Origin of the sequence: Flavobacterium sp. WC2409 (genome assembly GCF_041200085.1) — a bacterium.
GTDB lineage: Bacteria > Bacteroidota > Bacteroidia > Flavobacteriales > Flavobacteriaceae > Flavobacterium.
Genome location: NZ_CP165625.1, coordinates 121,031 through 140,458, shown reverse-complemented (window position 1 = coordinate 140,458; position 19,428 = coordinate 121,031). Strand labels below are relative to the sequence as shown.

The 19,428-nt window shown below is 33.2% G+C and carries 17 protein-coding genes; 6 read left to right on the top strand and 11 right to left on the bottom strand.

What is annotated here, in order from left to right:
• Window positions 1-9: 9 nt before the first annotated feature.
• The 4 genes from rpsJ to rpsL all read right to left on the bottom strand — a co-directional run bounded on the left by rpsJ (window position 10) and on the right by rpsL (window position 3,427).
• On the bottom strand, window positions 10-315 hold the full coding sequence (gene rpsJ / locus AB3G34_RS00525; RefSeq protein ID WP_011963470.1) for a 30S ribosomal protein S10: 306 nt from the start codon (window positions 313-315) through the stop codon (window positions 10-12).
• 11 nt (window positions 316-326) lie between these two features.
• A complete protein-coding gene (gene fusA / locus AB3G34_RS00520; protein WP_367757192.1) occupies window positions 327-2,483 on the bottom strand; it encodes an elongation factor G in 2,157 nt (718 codons plus the stop codon).
• Between the two features lie 10 nt (window positions 2,484-2,493).
• Window positions 2,494-2,970, bottom strand: coding sequence for a 30S ribosomal protein S7 (rpsG, locus tag AB3G34_RS00515; RefSeq protein ID WP_035668130.1), 477 nt, complete (start codon window positions 2,968-2,970; stop codon window positions 2,494-2,496).
• 73 nt (window positions 2,971-3,043) lie between these two features.
• Window positions 3,044-3,427, bottom strand: a complete 384-nt coding sequence (gene rpsL, locus AB3G34_RS00510) for a 30S ribosomal protein S12 (protein ID WP_007136570.1) — start codon at window positions 3,425-3,427, stop codon at window positions 3,044-3,046.
• A gap of 181 nt (window positions 3,428-3,608) precedes the next feature.
• Here rpsL and AB3G34_RS00505 point away from each other — a divergent pair, with 181 nt between their 5' ends.
• The 4 genes from AB3G34_RS00505 to rlmB all read left to right on the top strand — a co-directional run bounded on the left by AB3G34_RS00505 (window position 3,609) and on the right by rlmB (window position 10,918).
• A complete protein-coding gene (locus tag AB3G34_RS00505) occupies window positions 3,609-5,318 on the top strand; it encodes a hypothetical protein (protein WP_369753120.1) in 1,710 nt (569 codons plus the stop codon).
• Window positions 5,319-5,403: 85 nt separating this feature from the next.
• Entirely contained in the window at window positions 5,404-8,661 is a 3,258-nt protein-coding gene (locus AB3G34_RS00500) for a SusC/RagA family TonB-linked outer membrane protein (RefSeq protein WP_369753119.1), read from the top strand.
• Window positions 8,662-8,664: 3 nt separating this feature from the next.
• The gene (locus AB3G34_RS00495) at window positions 8,665-10,113 is read left to right on the top strand and encodes a SusD/RagB family nutrient-binding outer membrane lipoprotein (RefSeq protein WP_367773553.1); all 1,449 of its coding nucleotides are present in this window, start codon (window positions 8,665-8,667) and stop codon (window positions 10,111-10,113) included.
• A gap of 70 nt (window positions 10,114-10,183) precedes the next feature.
• The gene (gene rlmB / locus AB3G34_RS00490; protein ID WP_367773551.1) at window positions 10,184-10,918 is read left to right on the top strand and encodes a 23S rRNA (guanosine(2251)-2'-O)-methyltransferase RlmB; all 735 of its coding nucleotides are present in this window, start codon (window positions 10,184-10,186) and stop codon (window positions 10,916-10,918) included.
• A gap of 54 nt (window positions 10,919-10,972) precedes the next feature.
• Here rlmB and AB3G34_RS00485 read toward each other — a convergent pair whose 3' ends face one another.
• A complete protein-coding gene (locus tag AB3G34_RS00485) occupies window positions 10,973-11,752 on the bottom strand; it encodes a rhomboid family intramembrane serine protease (protein WP_367773549.1) in 780 nt (259 codons plus the stop codon).
• A 220-nt stretch (window positions 11,753-11,972) separates the two neighbouring features.
• On the opposite strand from AB3G34_RS00485, the gene AB3G34_RS00480 reads away from it, so the two are divergent.
• Entirely contained in the window at window positions 11,973-13,250 is a 1,278-nt protein-coding gene (locus AB3G34_RS00480) for a replication-associated recombination protein A (protein ID WP_369753118.1), read from the top strand.
• Between the two features lie 58 nt (window positions 13,251-13,308).
• Here AB3G34_RS00480 and AB3G34_RS00475 read toward each other — a convergent pair whose 3' ends face one another.
• The 6 genes from AB3G34_RS00475 to AB3G34_RS00450 all read right to left on the bottom strand — a co-directional run bounded on the left by AB3G34_RS00475 (window position 13,309) and on the right by AB3G34_RS00450 (window position 18,077).
• A complete protein-coding gene (locus tag AB3G34_RS00475; protein WP_369753117.1) occupies window positions 13,309-14,076 on the bottom strand; it encodes a hypothetical protein in 768 nt (255 codons plus the stop codon).
• 3 nt (window positions 14,077-14,079) lie between these two features.
• Entirely contained in the window at window positions 14,080-14,769 is a 690-nt protein-coding gene (locus AB3G34_RS00470; protein ID WP_367773543.1) for a YjjG family noncanonical pyrimidine nucleotidase, read from the bottom strand.
• 16 nt (window positions 14,770-14,785) lie between these two features.
• Window positions 14,786-15,478 carry a DNA repair protein RadC gene (radC, locus tag AB3G34_RS00465; RefSeq protein ID WP_367773541.1) on the bottom strand — a complete coding sequence of 231 codons (693 nt, stop codon included), beginning with the start codon at window positions 15,476-15,478 and terminating at the stop codon, window positions 14,786-14,788.
• 66 nt (window positions 15,479-15,544) lie between these two features.
• The gene (locus tag AB3G34_RS00460; protein ID WP_367773539.1) at window positions 15,545-16,003 is read right to left on the bottom strand and encodes a GNAT family N-acetyltransferase; all 459 of its coding nucleotides are present in this window, start codon (window positions 16,001-16,003) and stop codon (window positions 15,545-15,547) included.
• An 8-nt stretch (window positions 16,004-16,011) separates the two neighbouring features.
• The gene (locus tag AB3G34_RS00455; RefSeq protein WP_367773537.1) at window positions 16,012-17,367 is read right to left on the bottom strand and encodes a UDP-N-acetylmuramate--L-alanine ligase; all 1,356 of its coding nucleotides are present in this window, start codon (window positions 17,365-17,367) and stop codon (window positions 16,012-16,014) included.
• Window positions 17,364-18,077: a tetratricopeptide repeat protein gene (locus tag AB3G34_RS00450; RefSeq protein ID WP_367773535.1), complete on the bottom strand. Its 714-nt coding sequence runs from the start codon at window positions 18,075-18,077 to the stop codon at window positions 17,364-17,366. The genes AB3G34_RS00455 and AB3G34_RS00450 overlap by 4 nt, the downstream gene beginning before the upstream one ends.
• 210 nt (window positions 18,078-18,287) lie before the next feature.
• Here AB3G34_RS00450 and AB3G34_RS00445 point away from each other — a divergent pair, with 210 nt between their 5' ends.
• The gene (locus tag AB3G34_RS00445) at window positions 18,288-19,277 is read left to right on the top strand and encodes a glycosyltransferase family protein (protein WP_367773533.1); all 990 of its coding nucleotides are present in this window, start codon (window positions 18,288-18,290) and stop codon (window positions 19,275-19,277) included.
• Window positions 19,278-19,428: the final 151 nt, after the last annotated feature.

Genomic DNA, 19,428 nt, shown 5'->3' with positions numbered 1-19,428 from the left:
AGAAGATACTTAAACTTTGATTTCTACTTCAACTCCACTAGGCAATTCTAATTTCATTAAAGCATCGATAGTTTTAGATGAAGATGAATAAATATCAATTAATCTCTTATATGACATTACTTCAAATTGTTCTCTCGCTTTTTTATTAACGTGTGGAGAACGTAGCACTGTGAAAAGTTTTTTGTGAGTTGGTAATGGAATTGGTCCCGTAACTACTGCACCAGTACTTTTTACTGTTTTTACAATCTTCTCAGCAGACTTGTCTACCAACATGTGATCGTAAGATTTTAATTTTATTCTGATTTTTTGACTCATTTTCTTAAAGATTAAGCGTTTCCTTTTGCTTTTTTGATAACCGCTTCAGATATATTTGAAGGCGTTTCTGCGTAGTGTGAAAATTCCATTGTTGAAGTTGCACGACCTGAAGATAAAGTTCTTAATGTAGTAACATATCCAAACATCTCAGATAAAGGTACATCCGCTTTAATTGTTTTCGCACCTGCTCTATCACCCATGTCATTAACCTGTCCTCTACGACGGTTGATATCACCTACGATATCCCCCATGTTTTCTTCTGGTGTAATAACTTCCATTTTCATGATAGGCTCAAGAATTACAGCACCAGCAGCCTTAGCCACTTCTCTGTATCCCATTCTGGCAGCTAACTCAAAAGAAAGCGCATCAGAATCCACAGGGTGAAAAGATCCATCCAAAAGAGTTACTTTCAAACTATCTACTTGGTATCCTGCTAAAGGACCAGTTTTCATAGCTTCCCTGAAACCTTTTTCAACAGATGGTATATATTCTTTAGGAACGTTACCACCTTTTACAGCATTAATAAACTGCAAACCAACAGGAGTTTTACCATCCACTTCATCAGCAGGCTCTAATCTAAATACGATATCACCGAATTTACCACGACCTCCAGATTGTTTCTTATATGTCTCTCTGTGTTGAGCTTCTCTTGTAAAAGCTTCTTTATACTCAACTTGAGGCTCACCTTGGTTTACTTCAACTTTGAATTCACGACGCATTCTATCAACAAGGATATCTAAGTGAAGCTCACCCATACCCGAGATAATAGTTTGTCCTGAAGCTTCATCAGTTCTAACAGTAAATGTTGGATCTTCCTCAGCTAATTTAGCTAAAGCCATACCCATTTTATCAACGTCAGCTTTAGTTTTAGGTTCAATTGCAATACCAATTACTGGCGCAGGGAATTTCATTGACTCAAGAATAATTGGGTTTTTTTCATCACACAATGTATCTCCAGTTTTAATATCTTTAAATCCTACTGCCGCTCCAATATCACCCGCTTCGATATAATCGATTGGATTTTGCTTGTTAGCATGCATTTGATATATACGCGAGATTCTTTCTTTATTTCCTGAACGTGTGTTCAAAACATAAGAACCTGCATCTAAACGTCCTGAATAAGCACGGAAAAAAGCCAAACGACCTACGAATGGGTCAGTAGCAATTTTAAAAGCTAAAGCAGCAAATGGCTCTTTAACATCTGGCTTACGCAAAATTTTAGTTTGATCTTCTTCTAACAATTCAGCGTCGTCAGGATGAATCCCTTCGATACCGTCTTTATCCATTGGAGAAGGTAAATATTTACAAACAGCATCCAACATAAATTGAACACCTTTGTTTTTGAAAGAAGAACCAGCAATCATTGGAATGATAGCCATGTCCATTACAGCTGCTCTTAATGCAATGTTGATTTCTTCCTCAGTAATAGAGTTTTCATCTTCCATGAATTTCTCAAGCAAATTCTCATCATAATCAGCTACTGCTTCAATAAGAATTGATCTGTATTCTTTCACTTCTTCAAGCATATCTTCAGGAATAGGCACAATATCGTACGTTGCTCCTAAACCTTCTTCATGCCAAACAATAGCTTGGTTTTTCACTAAATCCACAACACCTTTGAAATCATTTTCTTCACCAATTGGCAAAGTGATTGCAACTGCATTAGATTTTAACATATCTCTTACTTGTTGACATACCATCAAAAAGTTAGATCCTTGTCTGTCCATTTTATTAACAAACCCAATACGTGGTACTCTATATTGATCAGCTAATCTCCAGTTAGTTTCCGATTGAGGCTCTACACCATCAACAGCACTAAATAAGAAAACTAAACCATCAAGAACACGTAAAGATCGGTTTACTTCAACTGTAAAGTCAACGTGTCCCGGGGTATCGATAATATTAAAGTGATACGGCAATGTTTCTGGTAACGGCTTACCTTGTGTAGTTGGAAAATTCCACTCACAAGTTGTCGCTGCAGAAGTAATTGTAATACCTCTTTCTTGCTCCTGAGCCATCCAGTCCATTGTAGCAGCACCATCATGTACTTCACCAATTTTGTGTGATTTCCCAGTATAAAAAAGAATACGCTCTGTTGTTGTTGTTTTACCAGCATCAATATGAGCAGCAATTCCAATATTTCTTGTATATTTTAAATCTCTAGCCATTTCTTATGAATTAAAATCTAAAGTGAGAGAACGCTTTGTTAGCCTCTGCCATTTTGTGAGTATCCATTCTTTTCTTAACAGCAGCACCTTCTTCTTTAGCCGCAGCTAAACATTCTGATGCCAATCTTTGAGCCATAGATTTTTCATTTCTTCTTCTAGAATAAAGTATTAACCACTTCATTGCCATAGAGATTTTTCTATCCGGTCTAATTTGCATTGGAATCTGAAACGTAGCTCCACCTACTCTACGACTACGTACTTCTACGTGAGGCATAACATTAGTTAAAGCATCTTTCCATATTTCTAATGATGGTTTTTCTGCATCTTGCTTTTTTGATTCTATAATGTCAATTGCATCATAAAAAACTTTAAAAGCTGTTGATTTCTTACCGTCCCACATTAAGTTGTTCACAAAACGCGTTACCAATTGGTCGTTAAACCTTGGATCTGGTAAAAGTGGTCTTTTCTTTGCCGCTCTTTTTCTCATGTCTTTTTTTTAATAAAATTTCATAATCATCCAGCCGCGATAGATCGCGCCTCAATAAAAATTACGTTTTAAATTACTTTTTTGCTTCTTTTGGGCGTTTAGCTCCGTACTTAGATCTTCTTTGCGTTCTTCCTGCTACTCCTGACGTATCAAGTGCACCACGAACGATGTGATATCTAACTCCTGGTAAATCTTTTACCCTTCCACCCCTAACTAATACTATCGAGTGCTCTTGTAAATTGTGTCCTTCACCAGGGATGTAGGCATTTACTTCATTACCATTTGTCAAACGTACACGCGCTACTTTACGCATTGCAGAGTTTGGTTTTTTTGGTGTTGTAGTGTAAACACGCGTACAAACCCCTCTTCTTTGAGGACAAGAATCTAAAGCAACCGATTTACTCTTCTTAGTTATCTGAGTTCTTCCTGTTCTTACTAATTGTTGAATTGTTGGCATAATTAATACTAAAAATTTATTATGTATATTTAATTCCCGCTTTTTACGGGGTTGCAAATGTATAAATTATTTTTTACTCTACAAACGTTAATCCATTAATTTTCAATAAGATTATTTTCCTTATTGAATTACATTTTAAACTTTAGATATTTATATTACTTTTATCAAAATTAATTTTCAATTGAAACACCTACAAACCTATCTATTACTAATACTCCTAAGCTTAAATTGTCAAGCTCAGAAATTTCAATTAAAAATATCAGGAAACTCTTCATTAGAAACAAAAAAAATTGACTCCCTTACCTATTCGACCATACATATCAATACAAAATCAATAGAAAACGAGACAAACCTTGTTTTGGAGAAACTTTCAAAAAAAGGATACACCGAAAGTAGATTAATTAAATTAACGAAGACTAACGACACCTCCTATGTTGCGAATATAAAAATAGGATACAAAATAAAATACATACATATATATATAGGTATAAATTCAAAATACAAAAAACTCAATTTATTCGACCAAAAGAAGGACAGCTTAATAATGCCCTATTCAGAAATAGAATATTTTTTAAATGAAACCCTACATAAATTAGAACTAAGAGGTTACGCATTCACGAAATTAAAACTAAGAAATATTACAAAAAAAAACGACATCCTTTTTGCAGAATTAGACTTTGAAACAGAAAATCAGAGAAAAATAGATAAAATCGTCATTAAACAAGCAAACGACAACATTGACGATTATTTTCCAAAAGGATACCTTACCCAAATAAATCGCAAATACAAGGACAAAACATACAATCAAAAAACAGTAACCTTAATTAATAACGATTTTGAAAACTTAGGGTTCGCAACCCAAATAAAATATCCAGAAATACTGTTCACAAAAGACAGTACCAAAATCTACATTTATCTCAACAAACGAAAGACAAACAATTTTGACGGATTTATAGGTTTTAACAATAACGCCCAAAATAAAATAGTACTTAACGGATACCTTGATTTAAAACTAGAAAACCTCTTATTAACCGGAGAACAATTTACATTATATTGGAAAAGCGATGAAAAAAAACAAAAAACTTTCAAAACTAGCCTAGAGATCCCTTATATATTAAATAGCCCAATAGGACTAAGGGCGCAATTAGATATTTTCAAACAAGACAGTATATATCAAAATACAAAAACAGCAATCGACATTGGATATTATTCAAATTACAAAACTCGTTTCTACCTAGGATACCAATCGACCACTTCAAGCGACATCCAAAATACAAATACCAATTTCATAAGTGATTATAAGAACTCTTTTATCACAACAAACATGGAATACAGTCATTACAATTACAACAACACACTATTTCCATCAAAAACCATATTAATATTAAAACTAGGGACAGGAGAACGCAAAACAAATTTCAAAGACAAAAACACCCCAACAAATAAACAAGCGTTCATAAATATAAACATTCAACATCTATTTAGCATTAATAAAAAAAATTTTATCAACATTAAAAATGAAAGTTATTACTTAAAAAGCGCTTCTTACAATATCAATGAACTATATCGATATGGAGGAATAAATTCAATACGTGGATTTAAAGAAAACAGCCTTCAAGCAAATATAATGTCAGCTTTACTAACAGAGTATCGCTATTTAATTACACCACAGCTATACATACATAGCATACTAGACTACAGCATTTTAAAAGACCCTTTTAACACTGAAAAAAATAACAAAACAACAAAAATACTAGGAACAGGTTTAGGAATTGGAGCTCTAACAAAAGGCGGGTTCATAAAATTATCAATTGCAAACGGCAGTAGAAAAAACGAAGAATTCAAATTTTATAACACAATCATTCATATAAGTTATAATGTTAAATTTTGAATGCGCGCATAAAAAAGGTTTTCAATTATTAGGAAAGTTAACAATTTATTAAGAGTTTTGTCACACTAATTCAAAATATTTAAAAATGAAACTAAAGTTCAATGGAATCTTAGTACTACTAGTAGTACTTATGGCGCAACTAACTTTTGCGCAAGAGAGAGCTGTGACGGGTGTTGTTTCTGACAATACAGGTATGCCTTTACCAGGTGTAAGTGTATTAGTTAAAGGAACTAAAAACGGAGCACAAACTGATTTTGATGGTAAATATACTATCAAAGCATCATCAAGTCAAATCTTGATATTTAGCTACATTGGGATGAAAACCCAAGAATTAAAAGCTACATCATCAACTGTTAATGTCAAGTTAGAAAGCACTGCTATGGAGCTTGAAGGCGTTGTTGTAACTGCATTAGGAATCAAAAGAGAAAAAAAATCTTTAGGTTATGCAACACAAGAGATTAAAGCTGAAGATTTAACAGCAGGAGCTGGAAGTGGAAACTTCATTAATGAACTTTCAGGTAAAGTAGCTGGTGTAAACATCAAAAGAAACAACAACTTTGGAGGGTCTTCAAGTATTGTATCTAGAGGGGTTAAGAGTTTAACTGGTAATAATGAAATGTTAATTGTAATAGACGGAATGCCTATTAACAACTCAAACATTAACTCAAATACTGCAAGTCAAACTACTGGAGCTGGTAACACTTATGACTACGGTAATGCTGCTATGGATATCAATCCTGAAGACATTGAAAGCGTAAACATATTAAAAGGAGCAGCAGCTTCTGCTTTATATGGTTACTTAGGAGGAAATGGAGTAGTAATGATTACTACCAAAAAAGGTAGAACAAAAAAAGGATTAGGTGTTACAGTATCATCTGAATTTGTTGCTGGAACTATTGACAAATCAACATTTGTTAAATACCAAGACAAATACGGTGCTGGTTACGGACCTTATTATGAAGATGCTTCTGGATATTTCTTATCAAGAGATATTGATGGTGACGGTGTTGAAGACTTAGTTGTACCAACTTCTGAAGATGCATCTTACGGAGCGGCTTTCAACCCTAACTTACTAGTATACAATTGGAATGCATTTACTCCATGGTCTGATAGCTATCAAAAAGCTACTCCTTGGGTAGCTGCAAAAAATGATCCTACAACATTTTTTCAAACAGCAACTTCTTTTAACAACTCTGTATCGTTAGAAGACGGAAATGACACTACAAATTTTGTTTTGAACTTTACTAATTCAAAACAAACTGGTATTTTACCAAATAGTGATATGAAAAAAAATAGTATGAGCGTTAAAGTAAACCACATATTTTCAGATAAATTATCTGTAAGTGCATTTGCTAACTACAACACTCAATCAACTGTAGGTAGAAACTCAACAGGATATAATGAAAACATTATGTCTAACTTCCGTCAATGGTGGCAAACTAACGTTGATGTTCAAGAATTGAAACAAGTTTACGAAAGATCTGGTGGACAAAACATCAACTGGAACTATTCTGATCCTTCAGATTTAACACAAATCTATTGGGATAATCCATATTTCATTAGAAATAAAAACTTCCAATCAGATGAAAGAAACAGATTCTTAGGTTACGGTAAATTAGACTATAAACTAACAGACTGGTTAACTGCTACAGGTAAAATCTCTACCGATTCATACAGTGAATTACGTGAAGAAAGAAGAGCTTTCGGATCTATTGCAGGTGATTTTGGTATTAACAGATTAGCAGAAACTTCTGGGTACCAAAAATACATGAGAAACTTCTCTGAACAAAATTATGACTTTATCTTGACTTTCAAAAAAGACATCTCAGAAGACATTAGCTTCAACGGAGTTGCCGGAGGTACATCAAGAAAAACTAGAGTTGTTTCTACATTGAACTCAACTCAAGGTGGACTTATTGTTCCAGATCTTTTCAGTTTATCTAATTCTGTTGCTGGTGTTCCATTTCCAGTAGAATCAGAAGTAAACCAAGGAATCAATAGTTACTACGCATCAACATCTTTTGGATATAAAGACTTTGCATTTTTAGATGCAACCGTAAGAAGAGATGCTTTCTCTACTTTACCACAAAACGAAAATGCAATTAATACGTATTCAGCATCTGGATCATATGTTTTCACAAATCACGTTAACCAACCATGGTTAAGTTTTGGTAAAATTAGAGCTGGATATTCTGAATCTCCACTTGGTACACCAAATCAATCATTAGTAGATACTTATATCAAAAATGACCCATTTGGAACAAATCAACAATATTCAGTTGCTTCTACAAAAAACAACCCTAACTTAAAAGCTGTAAAAACAAACACTCAAGAAATTGGTTTGGAAATGCAATTTTTAAACAGAAGAATTGGTTTTGAAGTAAGTGCATACAAAAACGTAAATGATGGAGAAGCAATTTCAGTTCCTTATTCTACATCTACTGGAAACAGTGCTAGATATATCAATGCAGCAACTGTAGAGAATAAAGGTATTGAGGTTCAATTTAACGTTACACCATTTAAATCAAAAAACTTCCAATGGGATGTATTTGTAAACTGGTCTAAAAACGAAAATAAAGTTACTAAGTTAGTTGACGGAATTGAAAACCTTAGATTAAGTTCATTTGGTCAAGGTGTAACTCTTAATGCTGCTGTAGGTGAAGCTTATGGTGTCCTTAGAGGTACAGACTTTACTTATTTAAATGGTGAAAAAGTTGTAGGTGCTAACGGTAGATACGTTGTAAATGCATCAGCTAACAATGTAATCGGAGATGTTAATCCTGATTGGATTGGTGGGGTTCGTAATAAATTTACTTACAAAAACTTATCTCTTGGATTCTTAATAGACATGAAACAAGGTGGAGATATCTTCTCTCTTGATCAAGCTTATGGCTTAGCTACTGGTCTATATGACGTAACAGCAGGTAACAATGAACTAGGAAATCCTATTAGAAATACTATCGCAAATGGTGGTGGTGTAATTTTACCAGGTGTACAAGCTGACGGAACTCCAAATACAGTAAGAACTCCTTCTCCTGACCAATATGGAAACGTATCAGGATATAGAAGAGCTCCTAACAAAGCGTTTGTTTACGATGCATCATTTGTTAAATTAAGAGAAGTTAACATTACTTATAGCTTACCTACTACTATTGTTAAGAGAATGAATCTTCAAGAAATGAAATTTAGCATTGTAGGTTCAAACTTATGGATAATAAGCAAAAACCTTCCTTATGCTGACCCAGAAAGTGGATTAAGTGCAAACTCAAACTCTGCAGGATATTCAATTGGTTCATTGCCATCAACTAGAAATATTGGTTGTAACGTAACATTTAAATTTTAAATTATGAAAAAGATATTTTTATTAATCTCATTTATAGCCTTAACGGTATCATGTACTGATGATATTACAGGATTAAATGCAGATACAAAGAACCCAACTACAACAAAACCAGAGTTTTTATTCACAAATGCTCAGAAAGGTTTAGTTGACCAGATGGTTAATGCATCAGTTAACAGAAATGTTTTCAGATTGTTTACACAATATTGGGCAGAAACGACTTATCCAGATGAAAGTCAATATAACTTGACAACTAGACCAATTCCTGATACTCATTTTACAATTCTTTATAGAGATGTATTAAGAGATTTGAAAGAGTCACAAACTTTATTGGGTAAACAAGTAACTGCAGGACCAACTGAAGCAGCTATTTTAGCAAACAAAAAAGCAATTGTTGACATCATGTCAGCATATACTTTTAGTGTTTTAGTGGACACATTTGGAGATGTACCTTACACAGAAGCTTTAGATATTGAAGGACATCCTCTACCTAAGTATGATGATGCTCAAACAATATACAAAGACATCATCAGTAGACTTACTGCGGATGTAGCTTCATTAAGTTCTTCCGAATCTAGTTTTGGATCTGCTGATTTAATTTACGGTGGAGATGCTGCTAAATGGAAAAAATTTGCAAACTCTCTTAGATTAAGACTTGCTGTTAACATGCATGATGTTGATGCTGCTTATGCTAGTGCTCAAATTACTGCTGCAGTAAACGCAGGAGTAATGACAAGTAACTCTGACAATGCTGATCTAGTTTATTTAGGAGCAGAACCTAATGCAAATCCATTATATGTGGATATCGTTGCAAGTGGAAGAAAAGATTTTGTAATTGCAGATACATTTGCTGACAAATTAAATGCGCTTTCTGACCCAAGAAGAGCTAAATACTTTACTGTAGCACCTGGTACAGCAATTTATAAAGGTGGTATCTATGGTACATCTAACAGCTACACTAACTTTTCACATATTAATGATGATATTTTAGATCCTACTTTTGCAGGAACAATATTTGATTATACTGAAACTGAATTCTTACTAGCTGAATCAGCTGCAAGAGGAGTAGCAGTTGGAGGTACAGCAGCAACACATTACACAACTGCAATTACAGCTTCAATGCAAAGCTGGGGTGTTGCAACTGCTGATGTTGCTACTTACCTAGCTCAACCATCAGTAGTATATAATGCTGCAAACTGGAAAAAAAGTATTGGAGAACAAGCATGGATAGGTTTATACAACAGAGGATTTGAATCTTGGATCTCTTACAGAAGATTAGATTTCCCAGTTTTATTAGCACCAGCTGCTGCATACAATGACCTTAAATCTGTACCAACAAGATATAAATATCCTGCTGCAGAACAAACGGTAAATCAAACAAACGTAAGTGCTGCTTCAGCTCTTATTAGTGGTGGTGATTTATTAACTACTAAAGTATTTTGGGATAAATTCTAATTATTTCATCACTTGAATAATATTAAAACCATCAGCGAAAGCTGGTGGTTTTTTTTTATATATTTGCACCATGGAAAAAGAACATCAAATATTTGGAATAAGAGCAATAATTGAAGCCATACAAGCTGGTGCAACTGTTGATAAAGTATATATACAAAAGGAAGCGAGTAGCGAACTAATGAAGGACTTAATGAAAGTGATGAAGCGTGGCAACATAAACTTCTCCTACGTTCCAGTAGAAAAACTAAATAGACTAACACCTAACAATCATCAAGGTGCAGTAGCTACAATCTCCCCTATCTCCTTTTTTGATTTAGAAACATTAATTAATACGGTTGTAGAAAATGGAAAAACCCCATTATTCTTAATCCTAGATCAAATATCTGACGCACGTAATTTTGGTGCAATAATTAGGACTGCAGAATGTACTGGAGTTAATGGAATTATTGTTCAAAAAGCAGGATCAGCTCCTGTCAATGGAGATACTGTTAAAACATCCGCGGGTGCAGTATTTAACATTCCGATTTGTAAAGTAGAACATATTAAAGATGCCATTTTTCTTTTGCAAGCGAGTGGAATAAAAACAGTTGCGGCAACTGAAAAAACAGATCAAAACATTTATGATATTTCATTAAATGAACCTGTAGCAATTATAATGGGATCTGAAGACCGTGGTGTAAACCCATCTGTTTTAAAGATAGTAGATGAAAAAGCAAAACTTCCTATGTTTGGGAGTATAGGCTCCTTAAATGTATCAGTAGCTTGTGGTGCTTTTTTATATGAAGCCGTTAGACAAAGAAGTTAAATCCCTTATCCTTGTTCTCACATCAATCAAAATAAAAGAATAAATAAAAATGAATCAAGACTCTAGTTTTGATTCATTTTTTTCGTTTTCAACGATATCGTAATTAACAGAAAGATTTGAGGAATAATACGATTGAATTTCATCTTCTATTTCTCCTTCTATTTCTGGTACTGGTAAATTCACAAAAATCCCATTTTCATCAAACCGTTGCATAAACTTATCTTGGCTAGCATCAAAATCCGGTTTTTCCCAATCGTATTTTATTACTTTTTCATACTCTGGCGTTTTTAGAAAAATAGCCAATAAGAAACCCGTGATCAAACCTCCTAAATGACCTTCCCAAGAAATAGTTTCATCTACTTTAGGGAATACATACCAAATCATTCCTCCGTAAAACATAATGACCGAAAGAGACAGTGAAACTAACCTATAGTATTTTGTCAAAATCCCTTTTAAGAAGATAAAACTAACTAAAACATAAATAAGCCCACTTGCTCCGATATGATAATTTTCTCTACCAATAATCCAAGTTATTAATCCTGAGAAAAGTATGCCCAACACAATAACATAAAGTGATTGCTTGGAATAAAAAAACTGAAGTGCAGCCAACAAAATTAATAACGGAATTGAATTACTATAAAGATGATCTATATTGGAATGAATGAACGGACTAAATAAAATTCCTTGTAATCCAGAAAATGTCCTTGGATAAATGCCGTTTTCAACAAAATCAAAATCATATCGAATCTCCAACCAATAAATAAACCAAAGGAAAAGCACAAAAAAAAGGGGTAACGCTATAACTGAATTTGAATATTTAAAATCTTTTTCCATTTATAAAATTTTATTATAAAGTATATCACAAAAATACATCCAAAATTATACAAATGCTATTTTGTCATAGTTTAGAAAATAAATTCATTTTGAAAACCAAATGATTTTAGCCCAGATAGAAACGGCATCCTTTTATGTAGTAGCGAGGCACGAGCAAACGGAATAAAAGATATAGTGGATAGCTGGAAAAAGCTTCAAATAAAAATAGTAATTTTACAAAATGGAAGCACCATTAGCAGAACGAATTCGTCCACAAAAATTAGAAGACTATATTAGTCAGTCTCACCTAGTAGGGCCAAGTGGCTCCTTAACGCAACAAATAGCAAAAGGAATTATCCCTTCACTCCTACTTTGGGGACCTCCAGGAACGGGTAAAACCACATTAGCGCAAATCATAGCACAAGAATCCAAACGCCCCTTTTACATCTTAAGTGCAATCAACTCTGGTGTAAAGGACATACGAGATGTAATAGAAAAAGCGAAGCAAAGTGGCGGACTTTTTACCGCTAAAAATCCAATTCTGTTCATTGATGAAATCCATCGGTTTAGCAAATCACAACAAGACTCTTTATTAGCTGCAGTTGAAAAAGGATGGATTACCCTTATAGGTGCAACAACAGAAAATCCAAGTTTTGAAGTAATTCCCGCACTATTATCACGCTGCCAAGTATACATTTTGAATGCTTTTACAAAGGGCGATTTAGAAGCATTACTACAACGTGCCTTAAAGACGGATTCATTTTTAGCTACAAAAGACATCACTTTAAAAGAAACAGAGGCTTTATTGCGTCTTTCTGGAGGCGATGGACGTAAGCTATTGAATATTTTTGAACTTGTCGTAAATGCATCCGCTGAAGACAAAATTATAATCACTAACGAAAGGGTATTCGAACTTGTGCAACAAAACACCGTTTTGTATGACAAAAGCGGCGAACAACATTACGATATAGTTTCTGCTTTTATAAAATCGATAAGAGGAAGCGATCCAAACGGAGCTGTTTATTGGCTAGCTAGAATGATTGAAGGTGGTGAAGATGTGAAATTTATAGCGCGAAGAATGTTAATTCTTTCTAGTGAAGATATAGGAAATGCAAATCCAACTGCTTTTATTATGGCTAATAATACTTTCCAGGCTGTAGCGACTATAGGCTATCCTGAGAGTAGAATTATTTTAAGTCAATGTGCCATTTATTTAGCAACTTCACCCAAAAGCAATGCTTCTTATTTAGCTATTGGAACTGCACAACAATTAGTGAAGCAAACTGGTGATTTATCAGTTCCTATACATTTGCGAAATGCTCCTACAAAATTAATGAAAGAGCTAGGTTATGGAGACGATTACAAATATTCTCATGATTACGCCAATAATTTTGCAGAGCAAGAGTTTCTACCCCAAGAGCTAAGCAACAAAGCAATCTATGTTCCTGGAAACAATTCAAGAGAAAATATGACTCGGGAATTCTTAAAAAACCGATGGAAAAACAAATACGGTTATTAAATAAAAAAGCAGATTATCCCAAGAGAATAATCTGCTTTTTTTATTCAAACAGTTACGACTAAAACTTAACTGCTATTTTTTCTGAAAATAATTTGTCGTTTTTATAATATTCAAAATACCATTGCCCGTCTTTAGAAACTAACACGCCATTGTTGGAATCTTTTTCAGCAATAAAACAACTAGCATTAGAGGTTTTATAAACTTTCATTACCACCTTTGGAGTGGTATCGACTAATTGAAACCCATTAACAACAGGTTGTGCATATAAAAACCCTGTATCTTCAATTAATTCTTTTTTAGGAACAGGAACTAATTTCTCCTCCACCTTTATAACTTCTTTGACTGTCACTATATCCGAATTAGCACTAATAGTATTTACTTTACTTTCTACTATTTTATTAAAACCAACATACTTATAATTCAATGCGTATACTGACACAAATGCCTTGTTTAAGGCTTCAGTATAGGCTAGTTGATAATCTTTTTCTTTACTCACTCCTGTCTCTGATTGGTAAATAATTTTACCATAACAATCTTTAAAAACCACATGCATTTTTGTAGTCAGAAATGACTTTTCTTTAATAACGTCAAATGACATTAAGTCACATCGTTGAATATTATCGCTAGGTAAAGGTTCATTATCATAGAAAGCTTCAAAGCCCGCTTTATTAAGGTTAAACTTTGATAATGTCGCTAAACGATATTGGTTTTCACTTTTCAAAAAATCAAATTTTAAAGGGATGATTACATATTTATAATTTGTAATCGACTGAGAAAATCCCAAAAAAGAAACTAACATAACCAGTAAAAGCAATACTTTTTTCATAATTTATAAATAATTTTTAATTTCTAATAAATGATTAATTTGTTTTATATGCTTTTCAACTGGAAAAACAGCTTCACTAAAAAAAATAGCATCTAATCCACTATCTAACGCTCCTTGAACATCAGCATCTAAGGAATCCCCAATCATAATACTATGTTCTTTTTTGGCTTTGGCCAAATCTAATGCATATTCAAAAATAATGGGATTTGGTTTCTTCACTCCTGCCATTTCAGAATTAGTAACCGTATCAAAGTAATTCGTTAATTTTGAATTACTGATTTTTCTATACTGAACATCTGCAAAACCATTCGTAATAATATGAAGGTTGTACTTTTCATTTAAATAATCCAAAATTTCAAATGTTCCATCAAAAAGGTGATTATTATCCGGTAAATATTCAATATATTCATCAGCTATAATATCAATTTCTCTATCTGAAATAGTATAGTTCAATGCATCAAAAGATTGCTTTAATCTATTGTAACGCAATTCCTGATGCGTTATTTTATCATATTGATAGAGTTTCCAACAAGCCTGATTAATAGGTACATATTTCTCAATAAACGATTTTATGGCAACAGTTGGGTGATTTCTATTAAATATGTTCTCAAAAGTAATTTCAGAATTCTTATCAAAATCCCAAAGCGTATGATCTAAATCAAAAAACACATCTTTTATATTATCTATTTTCATTTTATTCTTTTATTTTTTAAAATATTCCTTCGTCTACAAAACTAAAATAACTTGTTTCAGTAACAATTAAATGATCTAAAACTATAATCTCAAGACTAACACCCGCTAACTTCAATTTCTTGGTTATTTGCTTGTCAGCATCACTAGGAATTAACGTTCCCGAAGGATGATTGTGACATAAAATTAAACCAGTTGCTCCTAGTTCCAATGCGTTTTTAAAAACCAGCCTCACATCCACCAAAGTTCCAGTTATCCCACCTTTACTCAATTGTGCTTTTGAAATCACTTTATTCGAATTATTTAAATAAACAATCCAAAATTCCTCATGTGGCAATTCTCCTATTATAGGCTGCATTAATTCAAAAATCGCTTTACTAGAAGTTATTTTTACTAACTCTAACGCATCTTCAGTTCTTCTTCGTCGCCCTAATTCAAGAGCTGCAATAATAGAAATGGCCTTTGCCTCTCCAATTCCTTTAAATGTTATCAATTGTGAAATAGACAATTTCCCTAACGCATTCAAGTTGTTATTTACACTCTTTAAAATACGCTTGCTTAACTCCACCGCCGATTCGTTTCTACTACCAGAACCAATTAAAATAGCAATCAACTCTGCATCGCTTAATACGCTTTTGCCTTTCAGCATCAACTTTTCACGAGGTTTGTCGTCTTCGGACCAATGGGTAATCGGAAAATTATTTTGCTCCACATTTAAAGATTTAAATTGATACAAATACTTATGAATTCCCTTTTAAATCCACATTTACAGTGGAATTTAAATGCTTTTTTTCATACAAATACTATTCCCCAAACCTTCATAAGGTGGGTAATTATCTATAATAAAATAACCTGCTTTTTGATACATACCAATAGCCGCTTCTTGTTTATACAAGGTTTCCAAAACCGAAAAAGAAAAACCCAACTCCTTTGCCCAAGATTCTAATTCCTGTAACATTCTTTGTGCCAATCTTTTCCCACGTATTTCAGGAGAAACAAACATACGTTTTATTTCGATTGTATTTTTATCATATTTCTTGAAGCAAGAACAGGCAACTGCCACATCATCATTATAAACGATTACTACATTCCGATTTAATTCAATAATGTTATTGCCCCAATAATTGGATTTCAACTCTGGATAGGTTTCCCACAAACTCTTGTCTAAATCTCCTACCAATGAAATAAAATCTTTATTTTCACTAGTCGTTTTTATGATTTTAATTTGATCTTCCATTCAAATGATTATTCTATTATTTTTTTGACTTCATCAAAATTCAATCCGCCATAATTACCAGAACTCATCAACAGCAAAGCAGAATTATCAAAATTTAAGCCAAACAAATACTCTTTAAACTCAATAGGATTCGTATATATAATTAAGTCTTTTCTATTAAAAGCATTTGCAATTTGCTCATATGTAACTTCCTCTAATTGCTTAATTTTAACTGCATCAGGCGAATAAAACACCACCGCTACATCAGCATGTTCAAGAGCCCCTTCATATTCTTTCAAAAACTCAGCGTTTAAGCTGCTATAGGTGTGCAATTCTAAACAAGCCACCAAAGTTCTGTCTGGATATTGCTCTTTTACCGCTTTGGTAGTTGCAGCTACCTTACTTGGAGAATGCGCAAAATCTTTATAAGCAACACTCGTTATACTTTCGGCAATTTTTTCCAATCGTTTTGAAGCTCCTTTAAAACTGGCAATTGCTTCATAAAAATCAGCTTCATCAACACCCATGTTTTGACAAATCCATTTGGCACCAGCCAAATTATTTAAATTATGTCCACCAAAAACTTCGATAGGCATATCTCCTTCTGGAGTTTCTAATAATGTAATTCCATTTTCAACTTTATAATTTGGAGTAGTATATGGCAGTTTACGGATTGGATTGGTAGCTTCTTCCGCTACCCTTTTTACTTCAGGATCTTCTTCATTGTACACTAGAATCCCCCCATTTGTAATTTTACCAATAAAAATTTCGAACTGTTCTACATAATTTTCATAGGTTGGAAAAACATTAATGTGGTCCCAAGCTATTCCAGAAATCAAAGCGATATTAGGTTGATACAAATGAAATTTTGGTCGTCTGTCAATTGGTGACGACAAGTATTCATCTCCTTCAAGAACAATAAAATCATTCTCTTCCGTAAGATGAACCATGGTATCAAACCCTTCTAATTGTGCTCCCACCATATAATCTACAGCAATATCATGATAATGCATTACATGAAGAATCATCGAAGTAATGGTCGTTTTACCATGAGAACCGCCAATTACAACTCGGGTTTTATTTTTAGACTGTTCGTATAAAAACTCTGGATATGAATAAATTTTCAATCCTAATTCTTGCGCTTTTAATAATTCAGGATTGTCTGCCTTAGCATGCATTCCTAGAATTACTGCTTCGACATCTGGAGTGACTTTTTCAGGAAACCAACCCAATTCAGCTGGTAAAATTCCTTTTTTATCTAAACGTGATTTTGATGGTTCAAAAATAGCATCATCACTACCCGACACTTGGTATCCTTTATTATGTAATGCTAAAGCCAAATTGTGCATGGCGCTACCACCGATAGCGATAAAATGAGTTCTCATATATTTTTCTTAGGTGTTGAATTTAAATTTTTTATAATTAACAAAACTGCCTCTGCCTTTGCAGGTTCTTTCATTTTGTTTTTGTACAAATTAGCCAGCATTTGGTAACTTTTTACAGAATTCCCAACTGCAATTGCTTTTTTATATTGCTGCTCTGCCTTAACGTATCTCTTAAAATACTCATCTATATGCCCTTTAGACAAAAGTCCATCAACAGCTGAAAGTTTATATAATTCATTTGAATATTGTATTGCTTTTGTTTCACTTCCCCCTACAATTCCAGGCAACTGAATGTACAATTCAATTAATGCCCATCTGGATTCAATATGCCTCGGATTAAGTGCTATCGCTTTTTCAAAAGATTCTTTGATTTCATCTACCATCCCTAAAGCCCTAAATTTATTAACGCTCAAAGCTTTCATAGCTAAAGCACCGCCGTATTTATATTGAAAATTGGCTTCAGATGGCTTTAACCCCTTTAATTTTTCATACAGTTCTATAGCTTTATCCCAGGATTTATTCTGACCTGCTATATCTCCTAAATATTCAATTGTTTTTAAATTTGTTGGATCCGTTTTTAAAATACTTTCAAAAACAATTTCGGCCTGATCCAATTTCCCTGCCTCAAATAAACTTTGTCCTTTATCAAAATTAGATTGAGACAATACTACGAGTGGGAAAAATAAAATGAAGTTTAAAATGTATTTCATTTTTCAAAAATAAGGAAATTTTAAAGGAATAAAAATATTTTTAACTTAGATAAAAAAGTAAAAACATAGAGAATGTGATTAAAATCATAATGTATTAGAAAAGTTTAAAAAACCTTATCATAACATAGTCCAATTACTTTTGTTTTAACAATTTAAAATAGAAAAACTAAAAACAAAATCATTCTTGTCTCTTTATATAAATTAGGATTTATGAAAATATTTTATGCAATACAAGCTACTGGCAATGGACACATCAGTAGAGCAATGCAACTTTATCCTTATTTACAAAAATACGGAACTATAGATTTCTTTTTAAGCGGAAACAATGCCAGCCTCGATATTAAGCTACCTGTAAAATACAAAAGCAAAGGCTGTAGTTTACATTACAGCAAATGTGGTGGATTAAATTATTGGGATATTGTAAAAAATATTAAACCCAGACAAATTTACAAAGATGCTGAATCACTGCCTTTAAAAGACTATGATATAATTATAAATGATTTTGATTCTATAACCTCTTTGGCCTGTAAAATGCAAAATGTTAACTCGGTACAATTAGGACATCAAGCTAGCTTCATTTCGACACATACTCCAAGACCAGAAAAAAAGAGCCTAATGGGAGAAATGATCTTAAAACACTACGCTCCATCTCGAAAAAACATTGGCTTGCATTTTGAAAAATATGATTCTTTCATCCTTCCACCAATCATTAAAGATGAAATCATAGCATCAGAACCAACCAATTTAAAGCACATTACAGTGTATTTACCTTCCTTTGATAAAGATTGCTTAGAAAAAGCCTTTAATAGCATTCCTGGGATTCAATTTCACTGGTTCCTTAATACAGTGGAACAAATACACAAAATAGGCAACATTACCTATTTCCCTGTAAATCAAAAAAAATTCAATAAAAGCCTTATTACTTGTGAGGGAATCATTACTGGTGGCGGATTTGAAACTCCTTCCGAAGCTTTGTATCTTGGTAAAAAAGTACTTTCCATACCTATTCGTAATCATTACGAACAAGAGTGCAATGCTGCTGCTTTAAAAAAACTGGGGGTTCCCGTTGTCTATGAAGTGGGGGATGATTTTAATACGATTATAGAAAACTGGATTGATTTAGATCTTATCTATCCAAAAATGCAGGCCAATAATATCCCCGAAACCCTCGAATACTTATTTGACACTTACAAAGACTAAATTATTATTATTATTATGGGCTGTCCCGCAAAAAAAGCGGGTCGGGCTATACGCTACAATCTTTTTTAAGGTAAAAAAAACCTTAAAAAAGGATTTCCGCTACTATCCCTCATCCAAAAAAAATTCTGATATAATCACAATACTGTCAACT